General features: G+C 64.4%; 18 protein-coding genes and 1 pseudogene. 5 read left to right on the forward strand and 14 right to left on the reverse strand.

Translation table 11 applies throughout. The annotated features are described in order from the left end of the window. The 4 genes from rfbA to ISS20_RS04370 form a co-directional block, all read right to left on the reverse strand. Positions 1 to 885 carry a glucose-1-phosphate thymidylyltransferase RfbA gene (gene rfbA, locus ISS20_RS04355; RefSeq protein WP_291434042.1) on the reverse strand — a complete coding sequence of 295 codons (885 nt, stop codon included), beginning with the start codon at positions 883 to 885 and terminating at the stop codon, positions 1 to 3. A 14-nt stretch (positions 886 to 899) separates the two neighbouring features. Continuing rightward, a complete protein-coding gene (rfbD, locus tag ISS20_RS04360; RefSeq protein WP_291434044.1) occupies positions 900 to 1,790 on the reverse strand; it encodes a dTDP-4-dehydrorhamnose reductase in 891 nt (296 codons plus the stop codon). After that, on the reverse strand, positions 1,787 to 2,881 hold the full coding sequence (gene rfbB, locus ISS20_RS04365; RefSeq protein ID WP_291434046.1) for a dTDP-glucose 4,6-dehydratase: 1,095 nt from the start codon (positions 2,879 to 2,881) through the stop codon (positions 1,787 to 1,789). The genes rfbD and rfbB overlap by 4 nt, the downstream gene beginning before the upstream one ends. Positions 2,882 to 2,992: 111 nt before the next feature. Beyond that, positions 2,993 to 4,978, reverse strand: coding sequence for an SDR family oxidoreductase (locus tag ISS20_RS04370; protein ID WP_291434048.1), 1,986 nt, complete (start codon positions 4,976 to 4,978; stop codon positions 2,993 to 2,995). Positions 4,979 to 5,205: 227 nt separating this feature from the next. Here ISS20_RS04370 and ISS20_RS04375 point away from each other — a divergent pair, with 227 nt between their 5' ends. The 3 genes from ISS20_RS04375 to ISS20_RS04385 all read left to right on the forward strand — a co-directional run bounded on the left by ISS20_RS04375 (position 5,206) and on the right by ISS20_RS04385 (position 7,526). Continuing rightward, complete coding sequence (locus ISS20_RS04375) at positions 5,206 to 5,811, forward strand: phasin family protein (RefSeq protein ID WP_291434050.1); 606 nt, start codon at positions 5,206 to 5,208, stop codon at positions 5,809 to 5,811. Between the two features lie 219 nt (positions 5,812 to 6,030). Next, a complete protein-coding gene (locus ISS20_RS04380) occupies positions 6,031 to 6,693 on the forward strand; it encodes a TetR/AcrR family transcriptional regulator (protein WP_291434051.1) in 663 nt (220 codons plus the stop codon). 56 nt (positions 6,694 to 6,749) lie between these two features. Then, positions 6,750 to 7,526: a hypothetical protein gene (locus tag ISS20_RS04385; RefSeq protein ID WP_291434053.1), complete on the forward strand. Its 777-nt coding sequence runs from the start codon at positions 6,750 to 6,752 to the stop codon at positions 7,524 to 7,526. Positions 7,527 to 7,827: 301 nt separating this feature from the next. Here ISS20_RS04385 and ISS20_RS04390 read toward each other — a convergent pair whose 3' ends face one another. Continuing rightward, complete coding sequence (locus tag ISS20_RS04390; protein ID WP_291434055.1) at positions 7,828 to 8,595, reverse strand: type III pantothenate kinase; 768 nt, start codon at positions 8,593 to 8,595, stop codon at positions 7,828 to 7,830. Positions 8,596 to 8,774: 179 nt separating this feature from the next. Here ISS20_RS04390 and lysM point away from each other — a divergent pair, with 179 nt between their 5' ends. Continuing rightward, positions 8,775 to 9,263, forward strand: coding sequence for a peptidoglycan-binding protein LysM (gene lysM / locus ISS20_RS04395; RefSeq protein ID WP_291434057.1), 489 nt, complete (start codon positions 8,775 to 8,777; stop codon positions 9,261 to 9,263). A 76-nt stretch (positions 9,264 to 9,339) separates the two neighbouring features. Here lysM and ISS20_RS04400 read toward each other — a convergent pair whose 3' ends face one another. The 7 genes from ISS20_RS04400 to ISS20_RS04430 form a co-directional block, all read right to left on the reverse strand. Then, positions 9,340 to 9,756 (reverse strand): rhodanese-like domain-containing protein, encoded by a 417-nt coding sequence (locus ISS20_RS04400; protein WP_291434059.1) that lies wholly within the window; start codon positions 9,754 to 9,756, stop codon positions 9,340 to 9,342. A gap of 15 nt (positions 9,757 to 9,771) precedes the next feature. After that, positions 9,772 to 10,734: a SprT family zinc-dependent metalloprotease gene (locus ISS20_RS04405; protein ID WP_291434061.1), complete on the reverse strand. Its 963-nt coding sequence runs from the start codon at positions 10,732 to 10,734 to the stop codon at positions 9,772 to 9,774. A gap of 10 nt (positions 10,735 to 10,744) precedes the next feature. Next, a complete protein-coding gene (locus tag ISS20_RS04410) occupies positions 10,745 to 11,518 on the reverse strand; it encodes a lysophospholipid acyltransferase family protein (protein ID WP_291434063.1) in 774 nt (257 codons plus the stop codon). A gap of 64 nt (positions 11,519 to 11,582) precedes the next feature. After that, positions 11,583 to 12,200 (reverse strand): D-glycero-beta-D-manno-heptose 1,7-bisphosphate 7-phosphatase, encoded by a 618-nt coding sequence (gene gmhB / locus ISS20_RS04415; protein WP_291434065.1) that lies wholly within the window; start codon positions 12,198 to 12,200, stop codon positions 11,583 to 11,585. 47 nt (positions 12,201 to 12,247) lie between these two features. After that, on the reverse strand, positions 12,248 to 14,389 hold the full coding sequence (glyS, locus tag ISS20_RS04420; RefSeq protein WP_291434067.1) for a glycine--tRNA ligase subunit beta: 2,142 nt from the start codon (positions 14,387 to 14,389) through the stop codon (positions 12,248 to 12,250). Between the two features lie 20 nt (positions 14,390 to 14,409). Next, complete coding sequence (gene glyQ / locus ISS20_RS04425) at positions 14,410 to 15,315, reverse strand: glycine--tRNA ligase subunit alpha (protein WP_008907201.1); 906 nt, start codon at positions 15,313 to 15,315, stop codon at positions 14,410 to 14,412. A 342-nt stretch (positions 15,316 to 15,657) separates the two neighbouring features. After that, a complete protein-coding gene (locus ISS20_RS04430; RefSeq protein WP_291434074.1) occupies positions 15,658 to 16,734 on the reverse strand; it encodes a type II asparaginase in 1,077 nt (358 codons plus the stop codon). Between the two features lie 208 nt (positions 16,735 to 16,942). Here ISS20_RS04430 and ISS20_RS04435 point away from each other — a divergent pair, with 208 nt between their 5' ends. Then, a complete protein-coding gene (locus ISS20_RS04435) occupies positions 16,943 to 17,872 on the forward strand; it encodes a LysR family transcriptional regulator (RefSeq protein WP_291434076.1) in 930 nt (309 codons plus the stop codon). Between the two features lie 63 nt (positions 17,873 to 17,935). Here the strand turns inward: ISS20_RS04435 and fabB are convergent, their stop codons facing one another. Then, complete coding sequence (gene fabB, locus ISS20_RS04440) at positions 17,936 to 19,159, reverse strand: beta-ketoacyl-ACP synthase I (RefSeq protein WP_291434079.1); 1,224 nt, start codon at positions 19,157 to 19,159, stop codon at positions 17,936 to 17,938. Continuing rightward, positions 19,156 to 19,329 (reverse strand): annotated as a pseudogene (locus tag ISS20_RS04445) (beta-hydroxydecanoyl-ACP dehydratase); the annotation flags it as partial. The gene fabB and the pseudogene ISS20_RS04445, both read right to left, overlap by 4 nt.

Below are 19,329 nucleotides of genomic sequence, written 5' to 3' on the forward strand. Positions count from 1 at the left end.
TCAATAAACTTTGTCGTTCAGCAGGCGCTGCAGGTATTGCCCGTAGCCATTTTTGGCCAAGGGCTGTGCCAGCCGCTCCAGTTGGGCGCTGTCGATCCATTGGGAACGCCAGGCGATTTCCTCCGGGCACGCGATCTTCAGGCCCTGGCGATGTTCCAGGGTGGCAATGAACTGACTGGCTTCCAGAAGGCTCTCGTGTGTTCCTGTATCAAGCCATGCGTAGCCACGCCCCATGATTTCCACACTCAGTTGCCCTTGATCCAGATACAACCGGTTCAGATCGGTGATTTCGAGCTCTCCGCGCGGCGATGGTTTGAGACTCTTGGCAAGGTCCACCACTTGTCCATCATAAAAATACAAGCCAGTCACCGCATAACTGCTCTTGGGCTGCGCAGGTTTTTCCTCCAGAGAAAGCACTTTGCCCTGGGCATCGAACTCGGCTACGCCATAACGTTCGGGGTCCTGCACATGGTAAGCAAAAACGCTGGCGCCCTCAGCGCGCTGCTGGGCATTGCCCAGCAGTTCGTGGAAATCGTGGCCATAAAAAATGTTGTCACCCAGCACCAGCGCGCTAGGCGCCCCGTCCAAAAAGGACTCGCCGATTAAGAACGCCTGCGCGAGACCGTCGGGGCTTGGCTGAATCGCGTACTGCAGGTTCAACCCCCACTGGCTGCCGTCGCCAAGCAGTTGCTCGAAACGTGGCGTGTCCTGCGGCGTGCTGATGACCAGGATGTCGCGGATACCCGCAAGCATCAATGTGCTCAGCGGGTAATAAATCATGGGCTTGTCGTATACCGGCAGTAGCTGTTTACTGATAGCCAGTGTGGCCGGGTGCAACCGGGTGCCGGAGCCTCCCGCGAGGATGATGCCTTTGCGTTGTGTCATGGTCTGGGGCCCGTTCAGAGAATTTCCGTGAGCATGCGCGCCACCCCGGCCTGCCAGTGGGGCATCTGCAAGCCAAAAGTGGACTGCAGCTTGTCGGTGTTCAGGCGCGAATTGCGAGGGCGCACGGCAGGTGTCGGGAATGCGCTCGTGGGAACAGGCGCCACCTCTTTTGCTTTTATTTCGATAGCATTCTGCACTTTCTGTGCCTGCGCCAGCACGTATTTCGCGTACTCATTCCAGTTGGTCTCGCCAGCGGCTACGCAGTGGTACAACCCGGCATCCTGCGGGCGCTGCTGCAGGTGGCGCAGCGCGTGGGCGGTCACATCCGCCAGCAGGTCGGCGCCGGTAGGTGCTCCCCATTGGTCATCGATCACCGTCAGCCGTTCACGCTCTTGCGCCAGCCGCAGCATGGTCTTGGCAAAGTTGCCGCCGCGTGCTGCATAGACCCAGCTGGTGCGCAGGATGAGGTGTTTCGCGCCGGATCGCGCGATCAACTGCTCGCCCTCGAGCTTGGTACGCCCGTAAACGCTCAACGGTGCAGGCGTATCAGTCTCCACCCAGGGGCGGCTACCACTGCCATCGAAGACATAGTCGGTGCTGTAGTGCACCAGCCAAGCACCCAGCTTCGCGGCCTCCTGCGCAAGGGCTCCGGGCGTGGTGGCGTTGAGGGTGCGGGCAAACTCGGCTTCGCTCTCAGCTTTGTCCACGGCCGTGTGGGCGGCGGCATTGACGATGACATCGGGGTGCAGGGCGCGCACCGTTTCGGCCACGCCGGCGGGGTTGGAAAAGTCACCGCAGTGCTCGGTGCTATCGAAGTCCAACGCCGTTACAGTGCCCAGTATCGACAGGCTGCGCTGCAGCTCCCAGCCGACCTGGCCACCCTTGCCAAACAGCAGGATGTTCATGCAGTGGCGCCCGTCACAGCCGCAGCGGAGGCCTCCTGCGCATACTGGGTCTGCACCCAGTCGCGGTAAGCCCCCGTCTGAACGCCGGCCACCCAGTCGGCATTCTCCAGATACCACTGCACGGTCTTGCGGATGCCGGTATCGAAGGTCTCGGCGGGCTTCCAGCCCAGCTCGCGTTCGATCTTGCGCGCATCGATGGCATAGCGGCGATCATGGCCCGGACGGTCCTTCACGTAGGTGATCTGGGTTCGGTAGCTCTGGCCGTCGGCGCGCGGGCGCAGCTCATCGAGCAGGCTGCAGACCATGTTCACGATATCGATGTTGGGCTTCTCGTTCCAGCCGCCCACGTTGTAGGTCTCGCCAGGGACGCCCGCATCCAGCACGCGGCGAATGGCGCTGCAATGGTCCTTCACGTAAAGCCAGTCGCGCACCTGCATGCCATCTCCGTACACGGGCAGGTTCTTGCCGGCCAGCGCGTTGACGATCATCAGCGGGATGAGCTTTTCGGGGAAGTGGTAGGGCCCGTAGTTGTTGCTGCAGTTGGTGGTGAGCACCGGCAGGCCGTACGTGTGGTGCCAGGCGCGCACCAGATGGTCGCTGGCGGCCTTGCTGGCGCTATAGGGACTGTTGGGCTCGAAACCACGGGTCTCGGCGAAGGCCGGGTCGGTAGGGGCGAGCGAGCCGTACACCTCGTCGGTGGACACGTGCAGGAAGCGAAACGCCGCACGTTCTCCCTCGGGCTGGGCACTCCAGTAGGCGCGCACTGCCTCCAGCAGGCGGAACGACCCGACGATATTGGTCTGGATGAAATCCTCGGGGCCGTGGATGGAACGGTCCACATGCGATTCGGCCGCAAAGTTGACCACGGCGCGCGGCTTGTGCTCCGCCAGCAGGCGGGCCACCAGCGCGGTGTCGCCGATATCGCCCTGCACAAAGATATGGCGCGCGTCGCCCTGCACGCTGTCCAGGTTATGCAGGTTGCCCGCGTAGGTGAGCTTATCGAGGTTGACGACGGGCTCGCTGGAGGCAGCAAGCCAGTCAAGAACGAAGTTGGCGCCGATGAAACCCGCGCCGCCAGTAACCAGAATCATAGGGAGGGCCGTGTGAAATGCCAGCTCGGCAGAGCCCACGATTATCCCACCCCGCCCGGCCCCCGGGTAACAGAGTTCAACGCGGGTATTTCTGCCCGGGCCAGAGGGTCATCAAAAATGGATGCCACGCATCATCTGCTGCAGGGCCACCGCCTCGGCCGACAGCTGCGGCTTGGCGTCCTTGCTGCCCTTGGCGGCGGTGGAGTCCGGGAACATGCGAAAGCTCGTGTTCATGGTGATCTGCGCCACGCGTGGCACCAGCGCGTGCAGCAACTGGCCGGTGATGCCCAGGCGCGTGGCAATACGCACCGGCTTGAAGATGCACGCCTGGGCGATCATGTCCGCCGCCTCTTCAGGACTCAGCGTGGGCACGTTGTTGTAGATCTTGGTGGGCGCGATCATGGGTGTGCGCACCAGCGGCATGTTGATGGTGGTGAAGGTGATGCCCTGGTCGGCGAACTCGCTGGAGGCGCAGCGCGTCCAGGCGTCGAGAGCCGCTTTGCTGGCCACATAGGCTGAAAAGCGCGGCGCGTTGGTGAGCACACCAATGGAGCTGATGTTGACCACATGGCCCTTGCGCTTTTCGACCATGCCGGGCAAGAAGCCCATGGTCACACGCAGGCAGCCGAAGTAGTTCAGCTGCATGGTTCGCTCGTAATCGTGGAAGCGGTCGTAGCTCGACTCGATGGCGCGGCGGATGGAGCGGCCTGCGTTGTTGATCAGGAAGTCCACACCGCCATGCTTGTCGATCAGAAGCTGCACGAAGCGATCGCAGTCGTTCATGTCGGCAATGTCGGCCGAGTACGCGATGAAGCTGTAGCCTTTCGCCTTGGCTTCGGCACAGGCCTCGTCCAGCTTGTCCTGGTCGCGCCCGCAAATGATGGTGGTGGCACCCGCCTCGGCAAACTTGTGCGCCGCCGCCAGCCCGATGCCAGACGATCCACCGGTGATCAGCACCACCTTGCCCGCCACCGTGCCCTTGAGGGTGCGATCAATGAACAGCTCAGGGTCCAGATTGCGCTCCCAGTAGTCCCACAGCCGCCAGGCGTAGTCCTTGAGATTGGGGCAGGTGACGCCGGAGCCCTTGAGCGCGGCCAACGTTTCGCGGCAATCAAAGCGCGTGGGGTAATTCACGAAGGTGAGCATGTCCTCGGGCAAGCCCAGGTCCCTCATCACCGCGTTGCGTACGCGGCGCACGGGCGCCAGCGCCATCAGGCTCTTCTTCACGCTCTTGGGGATGAAGCCCAGCAGCGCGGCGTTGACAAACAGGTTCATGCGCGGCGCATGGGCGGCGCGGCTGAAGATGTCGAGCACATCGCCCACGCGGTAGCCCACTGGGTCCACCAGGTGGTAGCACTTCTTGGAGATGTCCTTCTGGTGGCTGATGACGTAGAGTGCGTTGACCACGAAGTCCACCGGCACGATGTTCACGCGCCCCCCTTCCAGGCCCACGGTGGGCATCCAGGGCGGCAGCAGCTGGCGCAGGCGCTGGATCACCTTGAAGAAGTAGTAGGGGCCATCGATCTTGTCCATCTCGCCCGTGGTGCTGTCGCCCACCACCATCGCGGGGCGGTACACCGTCCAGGGCACCTTGCAGTCCTGGCGCACGATCTTTTCGCTCTCGTGTTTGGTCTGGAAGTACGGGTGGTCCAGGCCCTCGGCTTCCTCGAACATGTCTTCACGGAACACGCCTTCGTATAGACCTGCGGCCGCGATGGAGGAAACATGGTGAAAATGCCCGGCATCAATGGCCTTGGCCAGGTCCACCGTGTTGCGCGTGCCCTCGATGTTCACGGCCACCTGGGTTTCTTCGTCAGCAGAAAGGTCGTACACCGCAGCCAGGTGGTAGAAATGGTCGATCTGGCCTTTGAGCTTCTTCACGTCGTCTGCCGCCACGCCCAGCTTCTTCGTGGTGAGATCGCCAAAGACAGGGACCGCACGCGTGGGCCCGACACCCCAGAAGCTGCGCAGGTCGGCCACCTTGTCCGCACTTTCCTTGCGGATCAGGAAATGCACCACCGCCCCCTTGCGCTCCAGCAGCTTCTTGACCAGCCGCTTGCCAATGAACCCCGTTGCCCCCGTCACGAAATACTGCATGGATAACTCCTCTGAGATAGCTTCATTCTTGCCCAAGGCCTGCGCGCACCGATTCAGCAGAAACCCGCGCCGATGCTAGGCGGCCAGCGAACGCCCCCGCTAGGTGGCACGCTCTACATTTTTAGGAGCGCGCGCCTACACCTGTCGCGCCGTGCGGCGTACAGTGCGGCCATGCGTCGAAGGCAACCCGCCCCGGCAAACCCAACCAACCGCACAACGGAGGCCCCATGGTCAAGAAACTGCAGAAACTCAGCGCCGACAAAAAGAAGAGCAACGCCCAACTGTCCAGCACCGTCAAGGACTCCGCCCAGCAGATCTGGCTGGCAGGCCTGGGTGCCTTCTCCAAGGCGCAGGAAGAAGGCGGCAAGGTGTTTGAAGCCTTGGTCAAGGAAGGCCTGACTATCCAGCGCAAGACCCAGGCCGTGGCCGAAGAAAAGATCACCGAAGCCACCAGCCGCGTGACCACAATGGCCAGCGACATCGGCTCCAAGGCCCAAGGCCAGTGGGACAAGCTCGAAAACATCTTTGAAGACCGCGTGGCCAAGGCCTTGGCCAAGCTGGGCGTGCCCTCGGCCCGCGACCTGGAAGCCCTGAGCGCCCGAGTGGACGCCCTGGCCAAGAGCAGCAAGGCCGCACCCGCCAAAGCTGCTGCCAAGGCAGCAGCCAAGCCTGTTGCTAAGGCCCCCGCCAAGAAGGCAGTGGCAAAGAAGGCTGCTCCTGCAAAGGCAGCCGCCAAGCCTGCAGCCAAGGCCCCCGCCAAGAAGGCGGCTGCAAAGAAGACCGCGACACGTGCCGCTGCCGACGCAGCCACCAGCACGCCATCGGCCAGCTGATCACGGCTTGCCACCGGCAAGCACCCAGCCCGCTCAAAGCGGTCCACGCGCCACGGCGTTTGGACCGCTTTTCTTTTTTTGGTGAAACCCATGAAGTGCGCTACAAGCAGCCTAGGCACTGCATACGCACCCCACCTTCATGTCGCACTGCAGCATGACCGCGTGGGTTAGAGTAGCCATCAGAGACAACGAAACAACGACGCGAAGGGGCCCGCACACATGGTGAAGAAAGCGCCACGCCGCACCGCAGAACGCATTCTGGAAGTGACGCTGGACCTGTTCAACCGGTTCGGTGAACCCAACGTCTCCACCACCCTGATCTCGGCCGAGCTACGCATCAGCCCCGGCAACCTTTACTACCACTACCCGGCCAAGGACGAGCTGATCAACGCGCTGTTTGATCGCTACGAAGGCTCGCTCACCGAACTGCTGGCCGCAGCAGAGGGTGTGCGCAATGTGGAGGACGCCTGGTTCTTCATGCACTCGCTGTTCGAGCTGATCTGGCAGTACCGCTTCCTGTACCGCGATCTCAACGACCTGCTGTCCAAGAACCGGCGCCTGGAAACCCACTTCCAGTCCATCCTCAAGAACAAGACCCGCGCCGTGCGCGCCATGCTCGACGGCATGGGACGCGCAGATGCGCTGCACATCGACTCGCGCGAGCTGGAGGCCACCGCCACCAGCATGGTCGTGGTGCTGACCTACTGGCTCAGTTTTGAGTACGTTCGCGACCCACGCCGCGCGCTGGAGCCTGAAAGCGCCCAGGCCGCGCTGTTGCGTGGTGCCCACCATGTACTGAACCTGCTTATGCCTTACCTCGAAAGCGGCCAGCGGGCCCATCTGCTGCAGCTGGTCGGCGCCTACGCAGCAGCGCCAGGCTGATACACAGCCCACCCGCCACAGACACCCACCAACAAGAACTTCCGGAGACACACACCATGGCCAAATGGACCCCCTTCCCCCACGCCGGCGACTACCAGTTCGACGCAGCAAGCGTCAAGAAGCATTGGGCACGACTGCATGGGGGCGATGCCGAACCCTGCCCCAAGGACGTTGCCGCCCTGGAAGCCTGGGCGCTGTTCCACAACGGTGATTTTGAGAAAGCTGCGGCAGCAGGCCTGGCAGCCGGTGGCGCGGGCATCACTGCAGTCAACAAGGCCACCTCCATCTATGCCAACTACCTGGAGCCGAAGGAAAAGGCGCGCCTGGACCTTTTCATGCAGGTAGCTGAACGGGCGGAAGCCCAGGCTGCCAAGGAGCCCGATAACGCCAACGCCTGGTATTGGCATGCCTATGCGCTGGGACGCTACAGCCAGGGCATCAGCGTGGCCAAGGCGCTGGCGCAAGGGCTGGGTGGCAAGGTGAAGGACTCGCTGGAGAAGGCCATCGCCCTGTCGCCCAAACACGCGGATGCGCGCATTGCGCTGGGTGCCTTCCATGCCGAGGTGATCGACAAGGTGGGTTCACTGATTGGCAGCATGACCTATGGCGCCAAGAAGGACACGGGCCTCAAGCTGTTCCAGGAAGCCCTCAAGCTCAATCCGGGATCGGCCATTGCGATGATTGAGTACGCCAATGCCCTCGTCATGCTGGAGGGCGACAAGAAAATGAAGGAAGCCACCGCGCTCTACGAAAAAGCCGCCACTGCCGAACCCATGGACGCCATGGAGCGGCTGGATGTGGAGATGGCACGGGCGGAACTGGAAGAGGAATAAGGGAGCATCCCCCCGAGGCGCTTCGCGCCTTCCCCCTTCTCTCGAATCACTGCGTGATTCTGGAAGGGGGACGCCGCCAGCGCCCGCAAGCGAAGCGCCGCCTTTGCGGCTAGGCAGCCCTTGCGCGGCGGTCGCTGGTGTTTTGAGCAGCGACCGTTTCAACCCTCTGTGACGAAAGAAGTCCCACCAAAGACCGCGCAGTGAAAGGTTGGCTGGAGCGGTTTCCGATTTCCGGTTTCCGTTTTCTGGCGGGCGAATACCCGCTGCAAAACCCTCGCACTGCCATCTGCAGCCGCAGCCCTCAGCCCCCAAACCGCTGCGCGGCAATCTCCAGCAGCCCATCAAAAATCAGGTTGTCCACCAGCTCGAAGGGCCGCGTCATGCTAGGCGCCATCTTCCAGCCGGCGCCGCCCGTCATGATGCAGGCAGGCTCCTGGCCGCAGTGCTGCAGCAGGTGCTGGTACATGCGCTCCACGGCACCGGCGATGGCGTAGGTGCCGCCGCTGGTCAGCGCGTCGCTGGTGTTGGTGGGGAACGGGCGCACCTCGCCCGTGGGCACGTGCAGACCGGCGGTGCCGGACTCGAGCGCGCGCAGCATGATGCCGTGGCCGGGCAGGATAAGCCCGCCCATGAAACGGCCCTCGGTGTCGATGCATTCCACCGTCACTGCGGTGCCCACCATTACCACCACCAGCGGCCGTGCGGGGCCGCATGTCAGCACATGGTGGCGTGCACCGATCATGGCCACCCACCGGTCCGAGCCCAGGCGCGAGGGGTGGTCATAGCCGTTGGTCAGCCCCGCCTCCTGTGCCGAGGACACCACCCACGAGGGGGTGACGTCCCAGATTTCCATCTGCTCCTGCACGCGGCGTTTGACGGCATCGCCCGCCACCACACAGCCCAGCATGCGCTCCGGGTGGGGCAGCGACGCCCAACTGCCTTCAGCCAGGCGGTCGATATGGTCGAGGAACTCGGCGCCATGCGCAATGAGCGCAGCCCCGGGGCGGGGAGCGTCGTACAACGCCCATTTGAGACGGGTGTTACCGACGTCGATGGCCAGAAAAGTCATGCGGCGGATTATCCCGAGTTTTGCAACATGCCCCTGCCCGAGGGCGACAGTCACCGGCGCATCCGCCCTCCCGGCCCACAAATTGTGAAAAATCGTGTCGCGCGCCTGTCCGACACAACGCAGCCGTCCATTGCAGCTACAGTGACCTTTCCTGTTTCTGCAACATTAGGAGGTACGACATGGGTCTTTTCAGTTTCATCAAGGAAGCCGGCGAAAAACTGTTCGGCGGCAAAGAGGCGCAGGCCGCCACGGCAGCCGCCCCCACGCAGGATGAACTCAACGCCAAGGCATCCAAGGCCATCGAGACCTACATCGCGTCCCAGAACCTGGGCGCCAGCAACGTCCAGGTGGCCTTCGACGGCACGCAAGGCAAGGTCACCGTCAAGGGCACCGCCCCCACCCAGGCCGCCAAGGAAAAAGTTACCCTGTGCTGCGGCAACGTGGCCAGTGTGACCAGCGTCGAGAACCTGATGGATGTGACCAACCCCGAGCCCGAAGCCCAGTACCACGACGTGGTGCGCGGCGACACTCTGAGCGCCATCGCCAAGAAGTTCTATGGCGACGCCAACAAGTACCCCGTGATCTTCGAGGCCAACAAGCCCATGCTGAGCCACCCCGACAAGATCTACCCGGGCCAGAAGCTGCGGATTCCGCCGTTGGCCAAGTAATCTCTCGCAGATTCAAGCCCGCAGAGCTGCCAGCGCTAGTACAAAAAGCGCTGGTAGCTCTTTTTTTGATAGCAGATCAGCCTTGCCTCCATGGCAGACCGTGCAAGCGCCAGCCGCCGCGTTTGCCGCGCTGGCCCTGCGCATCGGCATCGCCCTCAAAACCCTCCAGGATGTTGTAGGCCGTGATCCCCAGTTCGGTGGCGCGGCGCGCGGCGGCAATGGAGCGCACACCGCTGCGGCACAGCAGCACGGCCCGTCCGCCCTCGGGCACAGCAGCGCGCATCTGGGCATCAAAATCGGCGTTCATAGCCATGCCCGGCCATTGTTTCCAGGCCACAGCGGCGGCGCCGGGCACATGGCCCACCCACTCACGTTCGGCGTCGCTGCGCACGTCCACCAGCACGGCCTGCCCGGCCTGCACCCATTGCCAGGCCTGTTGGGGCGTCACGTCACCGGCGTAGCCTTCGGCGGGGGAAATCTTGGCTTCGGTCATCGTCAGGGTCCTTCTTCAATCCCACAAGGGGGCGGGTTCGTCACGGAGATGGCTGCGCAGCTGCGCGTAGTCCGGCACCACGGTGGCCACGGTGTCCCAGAAGCGGGGGCTGTGGTCCATCACGCGCAGGTGGGCCAGTTCGTGCGCCACCACGTAGTCGATGATGGCCGGGCGGTAGTGCAGCAGGCGCCAGTTCAGGCGGATGGAGCCGTCGGCCTTGGCGCTGCCCCAGCGGGTGTTGGCGCTCGACAGGCGCAGGCTGGCCCAGCGCACACCCAGCAGCGGGGCAAAGTGGTCCAGCCGCTCGGTGAAGTGGCGGCGCGCGTCGCGCATCAACCAAGCCTGCACAGTGTCGCGGACCTGCGCAGCGCTGGCGCTATGGGGCAAGCCGATGTGCAGGCTGGGCGTGGCAGAGCCGCCCTGCTCCACCGCCACCACCAGCGCTCCGCCTTTGCCCGCGAAACTGTGGCTGGGGTCGAGCACCAGCCTCAGCGGCTCACCCAGATAGGGCAGCTCTGCGCCATGGGCCCAGACGATGCGGCCGCCTTCCATGCGCTGCTGGCGCTCGCGCGCCTCCGACAGCTTGCGCAGGATCCAGTCGGACTTCTCGCGCAGCGCGGCATCCACCGCGCCCAATGTCACCCAGCTGGGGGCCCGCACCGACAGGCCGTCAGCCCCCACAGTAAAGCCGATGCTGCGGCGGCGCGCGCGCTGCAGCGCATAGGCCACGACGGCATCTCCCAGCAGCACCTCGCGGCTGGCCTGGGGGTGGCGGAACTCGGCGGGGGACAACAGCGAGGGCAGCGGCACCGCTGGCGCTGCAGGCCGGCTCACTATAGTTTTAGGAGCTACCGGCGCTTGATCGACTAGCGCTTGTGGCTGATTGGGCTTGAAACCTGCAGCCACAGGACTGGGGCCTGCTGCAGGTGCCCCGGGTGGGTCAAACAGGTCCAGCGCCAGTTGCACAAGCCGCTGCATCACGGTCGGTTTACTTCCCGCTGGGTGCCGTGGTGTTGGCCGCCAGGGCCGGGTAAGCCTCTGGGTCCAGGCGGCGCATCTCGGCCTCGATCCAGGCCTCCACCTCGCGCATCAATTCGTCGGGCTGGCGCCCCACGCTGGAGATGGGCTTGCCAATCGACACATCCACCACGCCAGGGCGCTTGACGAACGCCTTGCGCGGCCACACCTTCGCCGAGGTGACGGCAATCGGAATCACCGGCGCACCAGTGTCAATCGCCAGGCGCGTACCGCCGGTCTTGTAGTTGCCCTTCTGCCCCCGCTCGATGCGCGTGCCCTCGGGGAACATGATGATCCAGATGCCCTTGGCCAGCAGGTCCTTGCCCTGCTGCACCACCTTGTTGAAGGCCTGCGTGCGCTGGTTGCGGTCAATGTGGATCATGTCCAGCCGCCCGATGGCCCAGCCGAAGAAGGGCACATGCAGCAGCTCCTTCTTGAACACGTAGGCCAGGGGGTGCGGCATGATCACCGGCATCAAAAAGGTCTCATACGTGGACTGGTGCTTGACCAGCAGGATGGCGCCTTCGTTGGCGCCCTGCGGCAGGTTCTCCATGCCGGTCACCTCGGCGCGGATGCCCAGGACTACCCGGGCGCCGCTGATGCACAGCGACAGCCAGGCCCGCGCGATGCGGTACAGGGGCACACCGCGCACGCCCAGCAGCGTGCCCAGCATGATGGCCAGCGCGTAGGGCACCACGGTGATGCCCATCCAGAGAAGGTGAATGACGGAGCGGAAAAAGGCCATTTTGGAGTCTCAGGGGCCACAAGCGCTAGTGAATCATGCGCCAGCAGCTATTAATTACATAGCATCAGGAACCAGCAGGGCCATGACCGGCGAGGGGCAGCGGTGCCGCAGCCACGGCAGACGCAGCACCCTGCACCACCGGCAGCAACTGGTCCACAAAATCGGCCAGGCTGGCGTGCACTTGTGTGCCCGGCGGCACACCCGCAGGCAGTGCCCCGCCCTGCCCCAACGAAGCAGACCGGCCGGTGCATACCAAGTGCAACTGCCCCCCCAGGGCGGCGCCCGCCTGCAGGTGGGCCTCGCAGTTGCCGACCACGCGGACCTCGTTGCGCTCTACGCCATAGCGGTCGCAAATCTGCTCCAGCAGGCCCGGCGCGGGCTTGCGGCAGCTGCAGTCCTCGTCGGCCGCATGGGGGCAATAGAACACCGCGTCAATGCGCCCGCCCACCGCTGCCACCTGCCGGTGCATCTTGGCGTGGATGGCGTTGAGCGCCACCACGTCAAACAGGCCCCGGCCCAATCCGGGCTGGTTGGTGGCCACCACCACATGCCAGCCCGCATGGTTGAGGCGGGCAATGGCCTCGAGCGCGCCCGGCACCGCCGTCCACTCGTCGGCCGAGGTGATGTAGTCATCCCCCAGCGGGTTGAGGGTGCCGTCGCGGTCGAGGATGGCGAGTTTCATAGGAGGTGTTTGCCTTGTGAGAACCACCAGCCTAACAGTTCCGGGGGTCAGGCAGCCAGCCGGGACAGGTCGGCCACGCGGTTCATGGCTTCGTGCAGCGTCTTGAGCAGGCCCTGGCGGTTCAGGCGCAGGTCCAGTTGCTCGGCGTTCACCATCACGTCGTCAAAGAACGCGTCCACGGGCGCGCGCAGCACGGCCAGGGTCTGCAGGCTGGCGGTGTAGTCGCCAGCGTCAAACTGGGCGTTGGCCTCGGGCACAAAGCGCTGCAGTGCGGCGTACAGGTCCTGCTCCGCCTTTTCCTGCAGCAGGTTGGGGTTGACGTGGGCATCCACCGGGCCTTCGACCTCGGCCTTCTTGAGGATGTTGCCCACGCGCTTGTTGGCGGCTGCCAGTGCGGGGCTTTCGGGCAAGGCGGCAAAGGCACGCACTGCGGCCAACTGCTTCTCGACCAGGGCCAGGCGCTGCGGGCGCAGGGCCAGCACGGCGTCCACTTCTTGCGCGCTGTAGCCTTGCTCACGCAGGCTGCCGGCGAGGCGGTCGTAGATGAAGTCAGCCAGAGCGGGCGTGGCGTCGGTGATCTTGTCGCCAAACGCAGGCACGGCACCGGCCAGCAGCGCGTTCAAGTCCAGCGACAGGTCCTTCTCGACCAGCATGCGGATCACGCCCAGTGCATGGCGGCGCAGTGCGAACGGGTCACGGTCGCCGGTGGGCAGGTTGCCGATGCCGAACATGCCGACCAGGGTTTCCAGTTTGTCGGCCAGCGCCACCACCACACCAGCGGTGTTGCGCGGCAGCGTGTCGCCCGCAAAGCGGGGCTTGTAGTGGTCTTCAATGGCGTGGGCCACGGTGTCGCCCAGGCCGTCGTTGAGGGCGTAGTAGCCACCCATGATGCCCTGCAGCTCAGGGAATTCGCCCACCATATCGGTCACGAGGTCGGTCTTGGCCAGCTGCGCGGCCAGATCGGCATCCTGCACCAGTTGCGCGTCGCCCAGCTGGGATGCGATCGCCTTGGCGATGGCGCGCACGCGCTCCACGCGCTCGCCCTGCGTGCCCAGCTTGTTGTGGTACACGACCTTGCCCAGGCCCTCGACACGCGAGGCCAGGGTCTTCTTGCGATCCTGGTCAAAGAAGAACTTGGCATCGGCCAGGCGGGGGCGTACCACGCGCTCGTTGCCGCCGGTCACAAAGCTCGTGTCTTCGGGGCTGATGTTGCTGACCACCAGGAACTTGTTGGTGAGCTTGCCCGCGGCGTCCAGCAGCGGGAAGTACTTCTGGTTGGCCTTCATCGTGAGGATGAGGCACTCCTGCGGCACACCCAGGAACTGCTCTTCAAACTGGCAGATGACCACGTTGGGCCGCTCGACCAGCGCGGTCACTTCGTCCAGCAGCGCTTCGTCTTCGATAGGGCGGGCGCCGTTGCCCACCTTCGCAGCAGCCGCAGCCAGCTGGCGCGCGATCTCGGCCTTGCGCTCGGCAAAGCTGGCGATCACGGCGCCGTCCTTCTTCAGGGTGGCGGCGTAGCTGTCGGCATCGGCCAGCACCACGGGCGACACGGCGGCTTCAAAACGATGGCCAGTGGTGCTGTTGCCAGCGGTCAGACCCAGCGCCTTCACGGGCACCACCGTGCTGCCATGCAGCGCGACCAGGCCGTGCGCAGGGCGCACAAAGTTCACGCTGGTCCAGCCGGGCAGCTCGCAGTCGGTTTCGAGCTGGTAGCTCATCACCTTGGGGATGGGGAGCTTGGCGATGGCTTCATCCAGCGCCTTTTGCAGGCCAGCCGCCAACGTGGCACCGGGCACCACGCTGTCGTAGAACAGGGCTTCGGCCTTGCCGTCCTGCGCGCGCTTCAAGGCGGCCACAGCGGCTGCGGGGTTGGACACATCGGCGCCCAGCGCCTGCAGCTTTTTCAGCAGCGCGGGCGTGGCGTTGCCGTCCGCTTGAAGGCCCACGGTCACGGGCATCAGCTTTTGCTGCACGGCCTTGTCAGCGGCCTTGTCGGCCACCGCCGTCACATGCGCAGCCAGGCGGCGGGGCGAGGCAAAGGGCGTGACCACCGAGGCAGCCGTCGCCAGGCCCTGGGCCTTGAGCTGGTCGCCCAGCACGGTGGCGAAGGCATCGCCCAGCTTTTGCAGCGCCTTGGGGGGCAGTTCTTCGACAAACAGTTCAACGAGGAGGTTTTGGGTCGTCATGTTCTTGTTCTTTCGCTCGTTCACGCTGCCTTTTTGACCATCTGTTCCACCCACTCGCGCGGTGCCATGGGGAAACCCAGGCGCTCACGGCTTTCGTAGTAGCTCTGCGCCACGGCACGGGCCAGGTTGCGGATGCGGCCGATGTAGGCAGCGCGTTCGGTCACGCTGATGGCGCCGCGCGCATCCAGCAGGTTGAAGCTGTGCGCGGCCTTGAGCACCTGCTCATACGCGGGCAGCGCCAGCTGCTGCTCCATCAGGTACTTGGCCTGCTTTTCGTGCGCGTTGAAGGCGGTGAACAGAAAGTCCGCGTCGCTGTGCTCGAAGTTGTAGGTGGACTGCTCCACCTCGTTTTGCTTGTACACGTCACCGTAGCTCAGGGTGTCGGTCCACTTGAGGTTGTAGACGTTGTCCACGCCCTGCAGGTACATGGCCAGGCGCTCCAGGCCGTAGGTGATTTCGCCCGTGGCGGGCTTGCAGTCGATGCCGCCCACTTGCTGGAAGTAGGTGAACTGCGTGACTTCCATGCCGTTGAGCCACACCTCCCAGCCCAGGCCCCAGGCGCCGAGCGTGGGGTTCTCCCAGTCGTCTTCGACAAAGCGGATGTCGTTCTTTTTCAGGTCGAAGCCCAGGGCTTCGAGGCTGCCCAGGTACAGCTCCAGGATGTTGGCCGGTGCGGGCTTGAGCACCACCTGGTACTGGTAGTAGTGTTGCAGGCGGTTGGGGTTCTCGCCGTAACGGCCGTCCTTGGGGCGGCGGCTGGGCTGCACGTAGGCGGCCTTCCAGGGCTCGGGGCCGATGGCGCGCAGGAAGGTGGCAGTGTGCGAGGTGCCGGCGCCCACTTCCATGTCATAGGGTTGCAAAAGGGCGCAACCCTGCGCGTCCCAGTAGGACTGCAGCTTCAAAATGATTTGCTGGAATGTCAACATGGCGTCTTTGGCTGAGGCACTGGCAAGCCAGGGCCGAGCAAGTAAAGGGAAAAGAAGAAAACGCGGTCCGTGAGCAAACCCAGGGCCCACCGCCCCACAGGGCTGGAAGGGCTGGCATTGCGCGCGCAAACCAGTGATTTTACGGCGCACCGCCGCGCGTGCTGCGGCAGCGCCAGCAACATCGGCCCCCGCCCATGAAAAAAGGCCGGAGCCCTTTTGGAGCCCCAGCCTTCCCAACCAGTCACGCGAGCTATAAGCCGGTGCGTACCGGTGGCCACACGGGTGTGGCCGTCAACGCATGCATCGCGTCAAAGCATGGCGTTCTAACCTCGAAAACAGGGATCAATACTCCCAGAAAATGCGCTGCAGTTCCTTGCTGTCATTGGTCTTGGTGAGGGCCACCATGGCCAGGATGCGGGCCTTCTGGGGGCGCAGGTCGTGTGCGACCACCCAGTCGTACTTGTCGTCGGGCTGCTCGGCATTGCGCAGCACAAAACCATCGGGGACGCGGGCCGAACGGATGATCTGCACGCCCTGGCCGCGCAGGGCCTTGAGCGAATCGACCGCCTGCGCGGCCACCGAGCCGTTGCCGGTGCCGGCATGGATCAGCGCCTTGACGCCAGCCTTGCCGTAGGCCTCGATGCCAGTGGTGTTCATGTTGCCGTAGCCGTACACAATGTCCACGGCGGGCAGCGCCTTGATGTCGTCGATGTTGAACTCGGAGTTGGTCGTGTGGCGCTTGACCGGGGCGCGGAACCAGTAGTTCTTGCCTTCCACCACCATGCCCAGCGGGCCCCACTGGCTCTTGAAGGCCTCGGTCTTGATGTTGATGGTCTTGCTCACATCGCGACCGCTCTGGATCTCGTCGTTCATCGTAACCAGCACGCCCTTGCCGGCGGCGTCCTTGCTGGCGGCCACGGTCACGGCGTCGTACAGGTTCAGCGCGCCGTCGGCCGACAGGGCCGTGCCGGGGCGCATGGAGCCGACGACCACGATGGGCTTGTTGGTGCGCACGGTGAGGTTCAGGAAGTACGCGGTTTCTTCCAGGGTGTCGGTGCCGTGGGTGATCACGATGCCGTCCACGTCCGCCTGCTTGGCCAGGGCCGACACGCGCTGGCCGAGGCGCAGCAGGTGCTCGTTGGTAAAGCTCTCGGAGGCGATCTGGAACACCTGCTCACCCGACACCTTGGCCACATTGGCCAGCTCGGGCAGGCCCGCCAGCAACTTATCGACTGGCACCTTGGCGGCGGCATAGGTTGCGCTGTTGGCGGCCGAGGCGCCCGCACCGGCAATGGTGCCGCCCGTGGCCAGCACCACCACATTGGGCTTGGCAGCCTGGGCCATGGCAACGGCGGAGGCAGCAGACAACAGCAAACCCGCGAGCCAGCGGCTGGCGGCGGGGGAGGAAGAAATGCGCATGAAGAAGTCTCCTGATTTTTTTGGGTGGCAGCGCGCGTTGCGCCGCTTTATTCAAAACCGCCGGTGAAGCGGTGCCGCATCCTATGAGAAACCAGAACACAGTCATGCGGAATAATTGACCCACCCTTATGAATTCAGTTCACACCCCAGAAGTGCCGTTCGAAGGCCATCAAGTGCCCCTCGGCCACCGCCACAAAACAACTCCGCCATGAACTTGAGACAACTGGAAGTTTTTCAGGCCGTGCTGCAAACCGGCAACATGAGCGCAGCGGCGCGGTTGCTGTGCATCACCCCCTCAGCAATCAGCAAGGCCGTGGCGCACACCGAGCTGCAGCTGGGCTACCGGCTGTTCAACCGCTCGCCCGCAGGCCTGACCCCGACGCCCGAGGCCCAGGTGCTGGCCACCGAGTCCACCGGCATCTATCGGCAGCTGGATGCGCTCAAGCGCACCGCGCGCAACCTGGCCACCAGTGACTCGGGCGATGTGCGGCTGGGCGCCATACCGTCCATCACGCACGAATTTCTGCCGCGGCTGCTGCAGCACCATGCCGAGCAGCATCCGCAGGTGGGTGTGGAGGTGCGCACCCTCCACCAGGACCAGATGACGCAGGCCCTGCTCACGCGCAGCGTGGACTTTTGCCTGGGTTTCTACAAGCACCCCCACCCACAAATCGCGAGCGACCTGTTGGTCAGTGGTCGCTTGTACCTGGCGGTCGCGACCAGCGTGTGGGCGAGTGCTCCCCGTGCCGCCAGCCCCGGTGCGCGGCTGGCGCAGGTGCCCGTGATCCGCCTGGTGGGCGACGACCCCATGCGCCAGGCGATTGACGAAATCGCACACCGCCTCGGCTCGCCCGCCGGGCCTGGCATCCAGGTGCAGACATCGCGCCTGGCGCTGGAGCTGGTGCGCCGGGGCATGGGCTGGACGGTGGTGGACTTTCTCACCGCCAAGGGGCTGGACCCTGCGCAGATGGTGGCACAGGAGCTGCACGAGCTGGCCCCCATGTCGCTGTACAGCTACCACGCGCGCGCCTTTCCGCCCGGTCTGCAGGCCACCCGCATGCTGAGCATGCTGCCCGCCTTGCTGCACGAGGCCCTGCAGCCCAACCCAAAGGCCCGTCAGGCGCTGACGGCCCGATAGAGCCCATGAAAAACGGCCTGCATGTCAAGAGACAGGCAGGCCGTTGCGGTGGGGAGTCCGCGGTCAGTGGTTCCAGCGGCGCAGCACCAGGCTGGCGTTGGTGCCGCCAAAGCCGAAGCTGTTGGACAACACCGTGTTCAGCTGCGCATCGCGCGTTTGCGTGACCAGAGGCATGTCGCCCAGGGCCGGGTCAGGTGTCTCGACATTGGCCGAGCCGGCGATGAAGCCCTTGTTCAGCATGATCATGCAGTAGATGGCCTCCTGCACGCCCGTGGCGCCCAGCGAGTGGCCGGTGAGCGACTTGGTGGACGAGAACGGTGGCACCTTGTCGCCAAACAGGGCACGCATGGCGCGCACTTCCTGCATGTCGCCCACGGGAGTGGAGGTGCCGTGGGTGTTGATGTAGTCGATGGGGGCGTCCAGACCTTCCATGGCTTGCTGCATGCAGGCAATGGCGCCGTCGCCCGAAGGGGCCACCATGTCTTCGCCATCGCTGGTGGCGCCAAAGCCCACTACCTCAGCGAGGATGTTGGCGCCACGGGCCAGGGCATGGTCCAGGCTCTCCAGCACCACGGCGCCGCCACCACCCGCGATCACAAAACCATCGCGATTCGCATCGTAAGCGCGCGAGGCTTTCTCGGGCGTGTCGTTGTACTTGCTGGACATGGCGCCCATGCCGTCAAACAGCAGCGACATGCCCCAGCTCAGCTCTTCACCGCCGCCCGCAAACATCACGTCCTGCACGCCCCATGCGATCTGCTGCGCGGCCGCGCCAATGCAGTGCGCCGACGTCGAGCAGGCCGAGGTGATGGAGTAGTTGATGCCCTTGACCTTGAAGTTGGTAGCCAGGCACGCGGACACGGTGGAGCTCATGCAGCGCGTGACCTGGTAGGGCCCCACGCGGCGGATGCCCTTTTCGCGCAGTGTGTCGGCCGCTTCGATCTGGTTGGCGGGAGAGCCGCCGCCCGAACCCATGATGAGGCCGGTGCGCGGGTGGCTGACCTGTTCAGGCGTGAGACCCGCCTGGGCGATGGCGTCTTCGAGCGCGATCTGCGCATAGGCCGCCGCGTCGCCCATGAAGCGCAGTTGTTTGCGGTCGATGCGCGCCTCGATGTCGATATCGGGCGCACCACCCACCTGGCTGCGCAGGCCCAGCTCGGTGAATTTTTCAACGGCCTTGATGCCGCTTTTGCCTGCACGCAGCGAGGCTTCCACGGTGGCCAGGTCGTTGCCAATGCACGAGACGATGCCCGCGCCGGTGATGACTACGCGCTTCTTGGTGGTCATGCTGCGTCCTTGTCGTCGCCCTCGCGCTTGAACAGCCCCACGCGCAGGTCATTGGCTACATAGATTTCCTTGCCATCCGCGAGCAGGCGGGCATCGCCAATGGCCATGACCAGCTTGCGCTTGATGACGCGCTTGATGTCGATTTCGTAGGTGACGAGCTTCACGTCCGG

The organism is Acidovorax sp., assembly GCF_016783915.1.
In the GTDB taxonomy this organism is placed as follows: Bacteria; Pseudomonadota; Gammaproteobacteria; order Burkholderiales; family Burkholderiaceae_C; genus Acidovorax.

Excerpts from the sequence above, each read along its gene's own strand:
- ISS20_RS04370 (WP_291434048.1), bottom strand. The coding sequence starts at position 4,978 with ATGCAGTATTTCGTGACGGGGGCAACGGGGTTCATTGGCAAGCGGCTG.
- ISS20_RS04400 (WP_291434059.1), bottom strand. The coding sequence starts at position 9,756 with ATGACCGAAGCCAAGATTTCCCCCGCCGAAGGCTACGCCGGTGACGTG.
- rfbA (WP_291434042.1), bottom strand. The coding sequence starts at position 885 with ATGACACAACGCAAAGGCATCATCCTCGCGGGAGGCTCCGGCACCCGG.
- ISS20_RS04410 (WP_291434063.1), bottom strand. The coding sequence starts at position 11,518 with ATGGCCTTTTTCCGCTCCGTCATTCACCTTCTCTGGATGGGCATCACC.
- ISS20_RS04390 (WP_291434055.1), bottom strand. The coding sequence starts at position 8,595 with ATGACTTTTCTGGCCATCGACGTCGGTAACACCCGTCTCAAATGGGCG.
- rfbD (WP_291434044.1), bottom strand. The coding sequence starts at position 1,790 with ATGAACATCCTGCTGTTTGGCAAGGGTGGCCAGGTCGGCTGGGAGCTG.
- ISS20_RS04375 (WP_291434050.1), top strand. The coding sequence starts at position 5,206 with ATGGTCAAGAAACTGCAGAAACTCAGCGCCGACAAAAAGAAGAGCAAC.
- rfbB (WP_291434046.1), bottom strand. The coding sequence starts at position 2,881 with ATGATTCTGGTTACTGGCGGCGCGGGTTTCATCGGCGCCAACTTCGTT.
- glyQ (WP_008907201.1), bottom strand. The coding sequence starts at position 15,315 with ATGTTGACATTCCAGCAAATCATTTTGAAGCTGCAGTCCTACTGGGAC.
- gmhB (WP_291434065.1), bottom strand. The coding sequence starts at position 12,200 with ATGAAACTCGCCATCCTCGACCGCGACGGCACCCTCAACCCGCTGGGG.
- fabB (WP_291434079.1), bottom strand. The coding sequence starts at position 19,159 with ATGACCACCAAGAAGCGCGTAGTCATCACCGGCGCGGGCATCGTCTCG.
- ISS20_RS04405 (WP_291434061.1), bottom strand. The coding sequence starts at position 10,734 with ATGCAGCGGCTTGTGCAACTGGCGCTGGACCTGTTTGACCCACCCGGG.
- ISS20_RS04380 (WP_291434051.1), top strand. The coding sequence starts at position 6,031 with ATGGTGAAGAAAGCGCCACGCCGCACCGCAGAACGCATTCTGGAAGTG.
- ISS20_RS04430 (WP_291434074.1), bottom strand. The coding sequence starts at position 16,734 with ATGCGCATTTCTTCCTCCCCCGCCGCCAGCCGCTGGCTCGCGGGTTTG.
- glyS (WP_291434067.1), bottom strand. The coding sequence starts at position 14,389 with ATGACGACCCAAAACCTCCTCGTTGAACTGTTTGTCGAAGAACTGCCC.
- lysM (WP_291434057.1), top strand. The coding sequence starts at position 8,775 with ATGGGTCTTTTCAGTTTCATCAAGGAAGCCGGCGAAAAACTGTTCGGC.
- ISS20_RS04385 (WP_291434053.1), top strand. The coding sequence starts at position 6,750 with ATGGCCAAATGGACCCCCTTCCCCCACGCCGGCGACTACCAGTTCGAC.
- ISS20_RS04435 (WP_291434076.1), top strand. The coding sequence starts at position 16,943 with ATGAACTTGAGACAACTGGAAGTTTTTCAGGCCGTGCTGCAAACCGGC.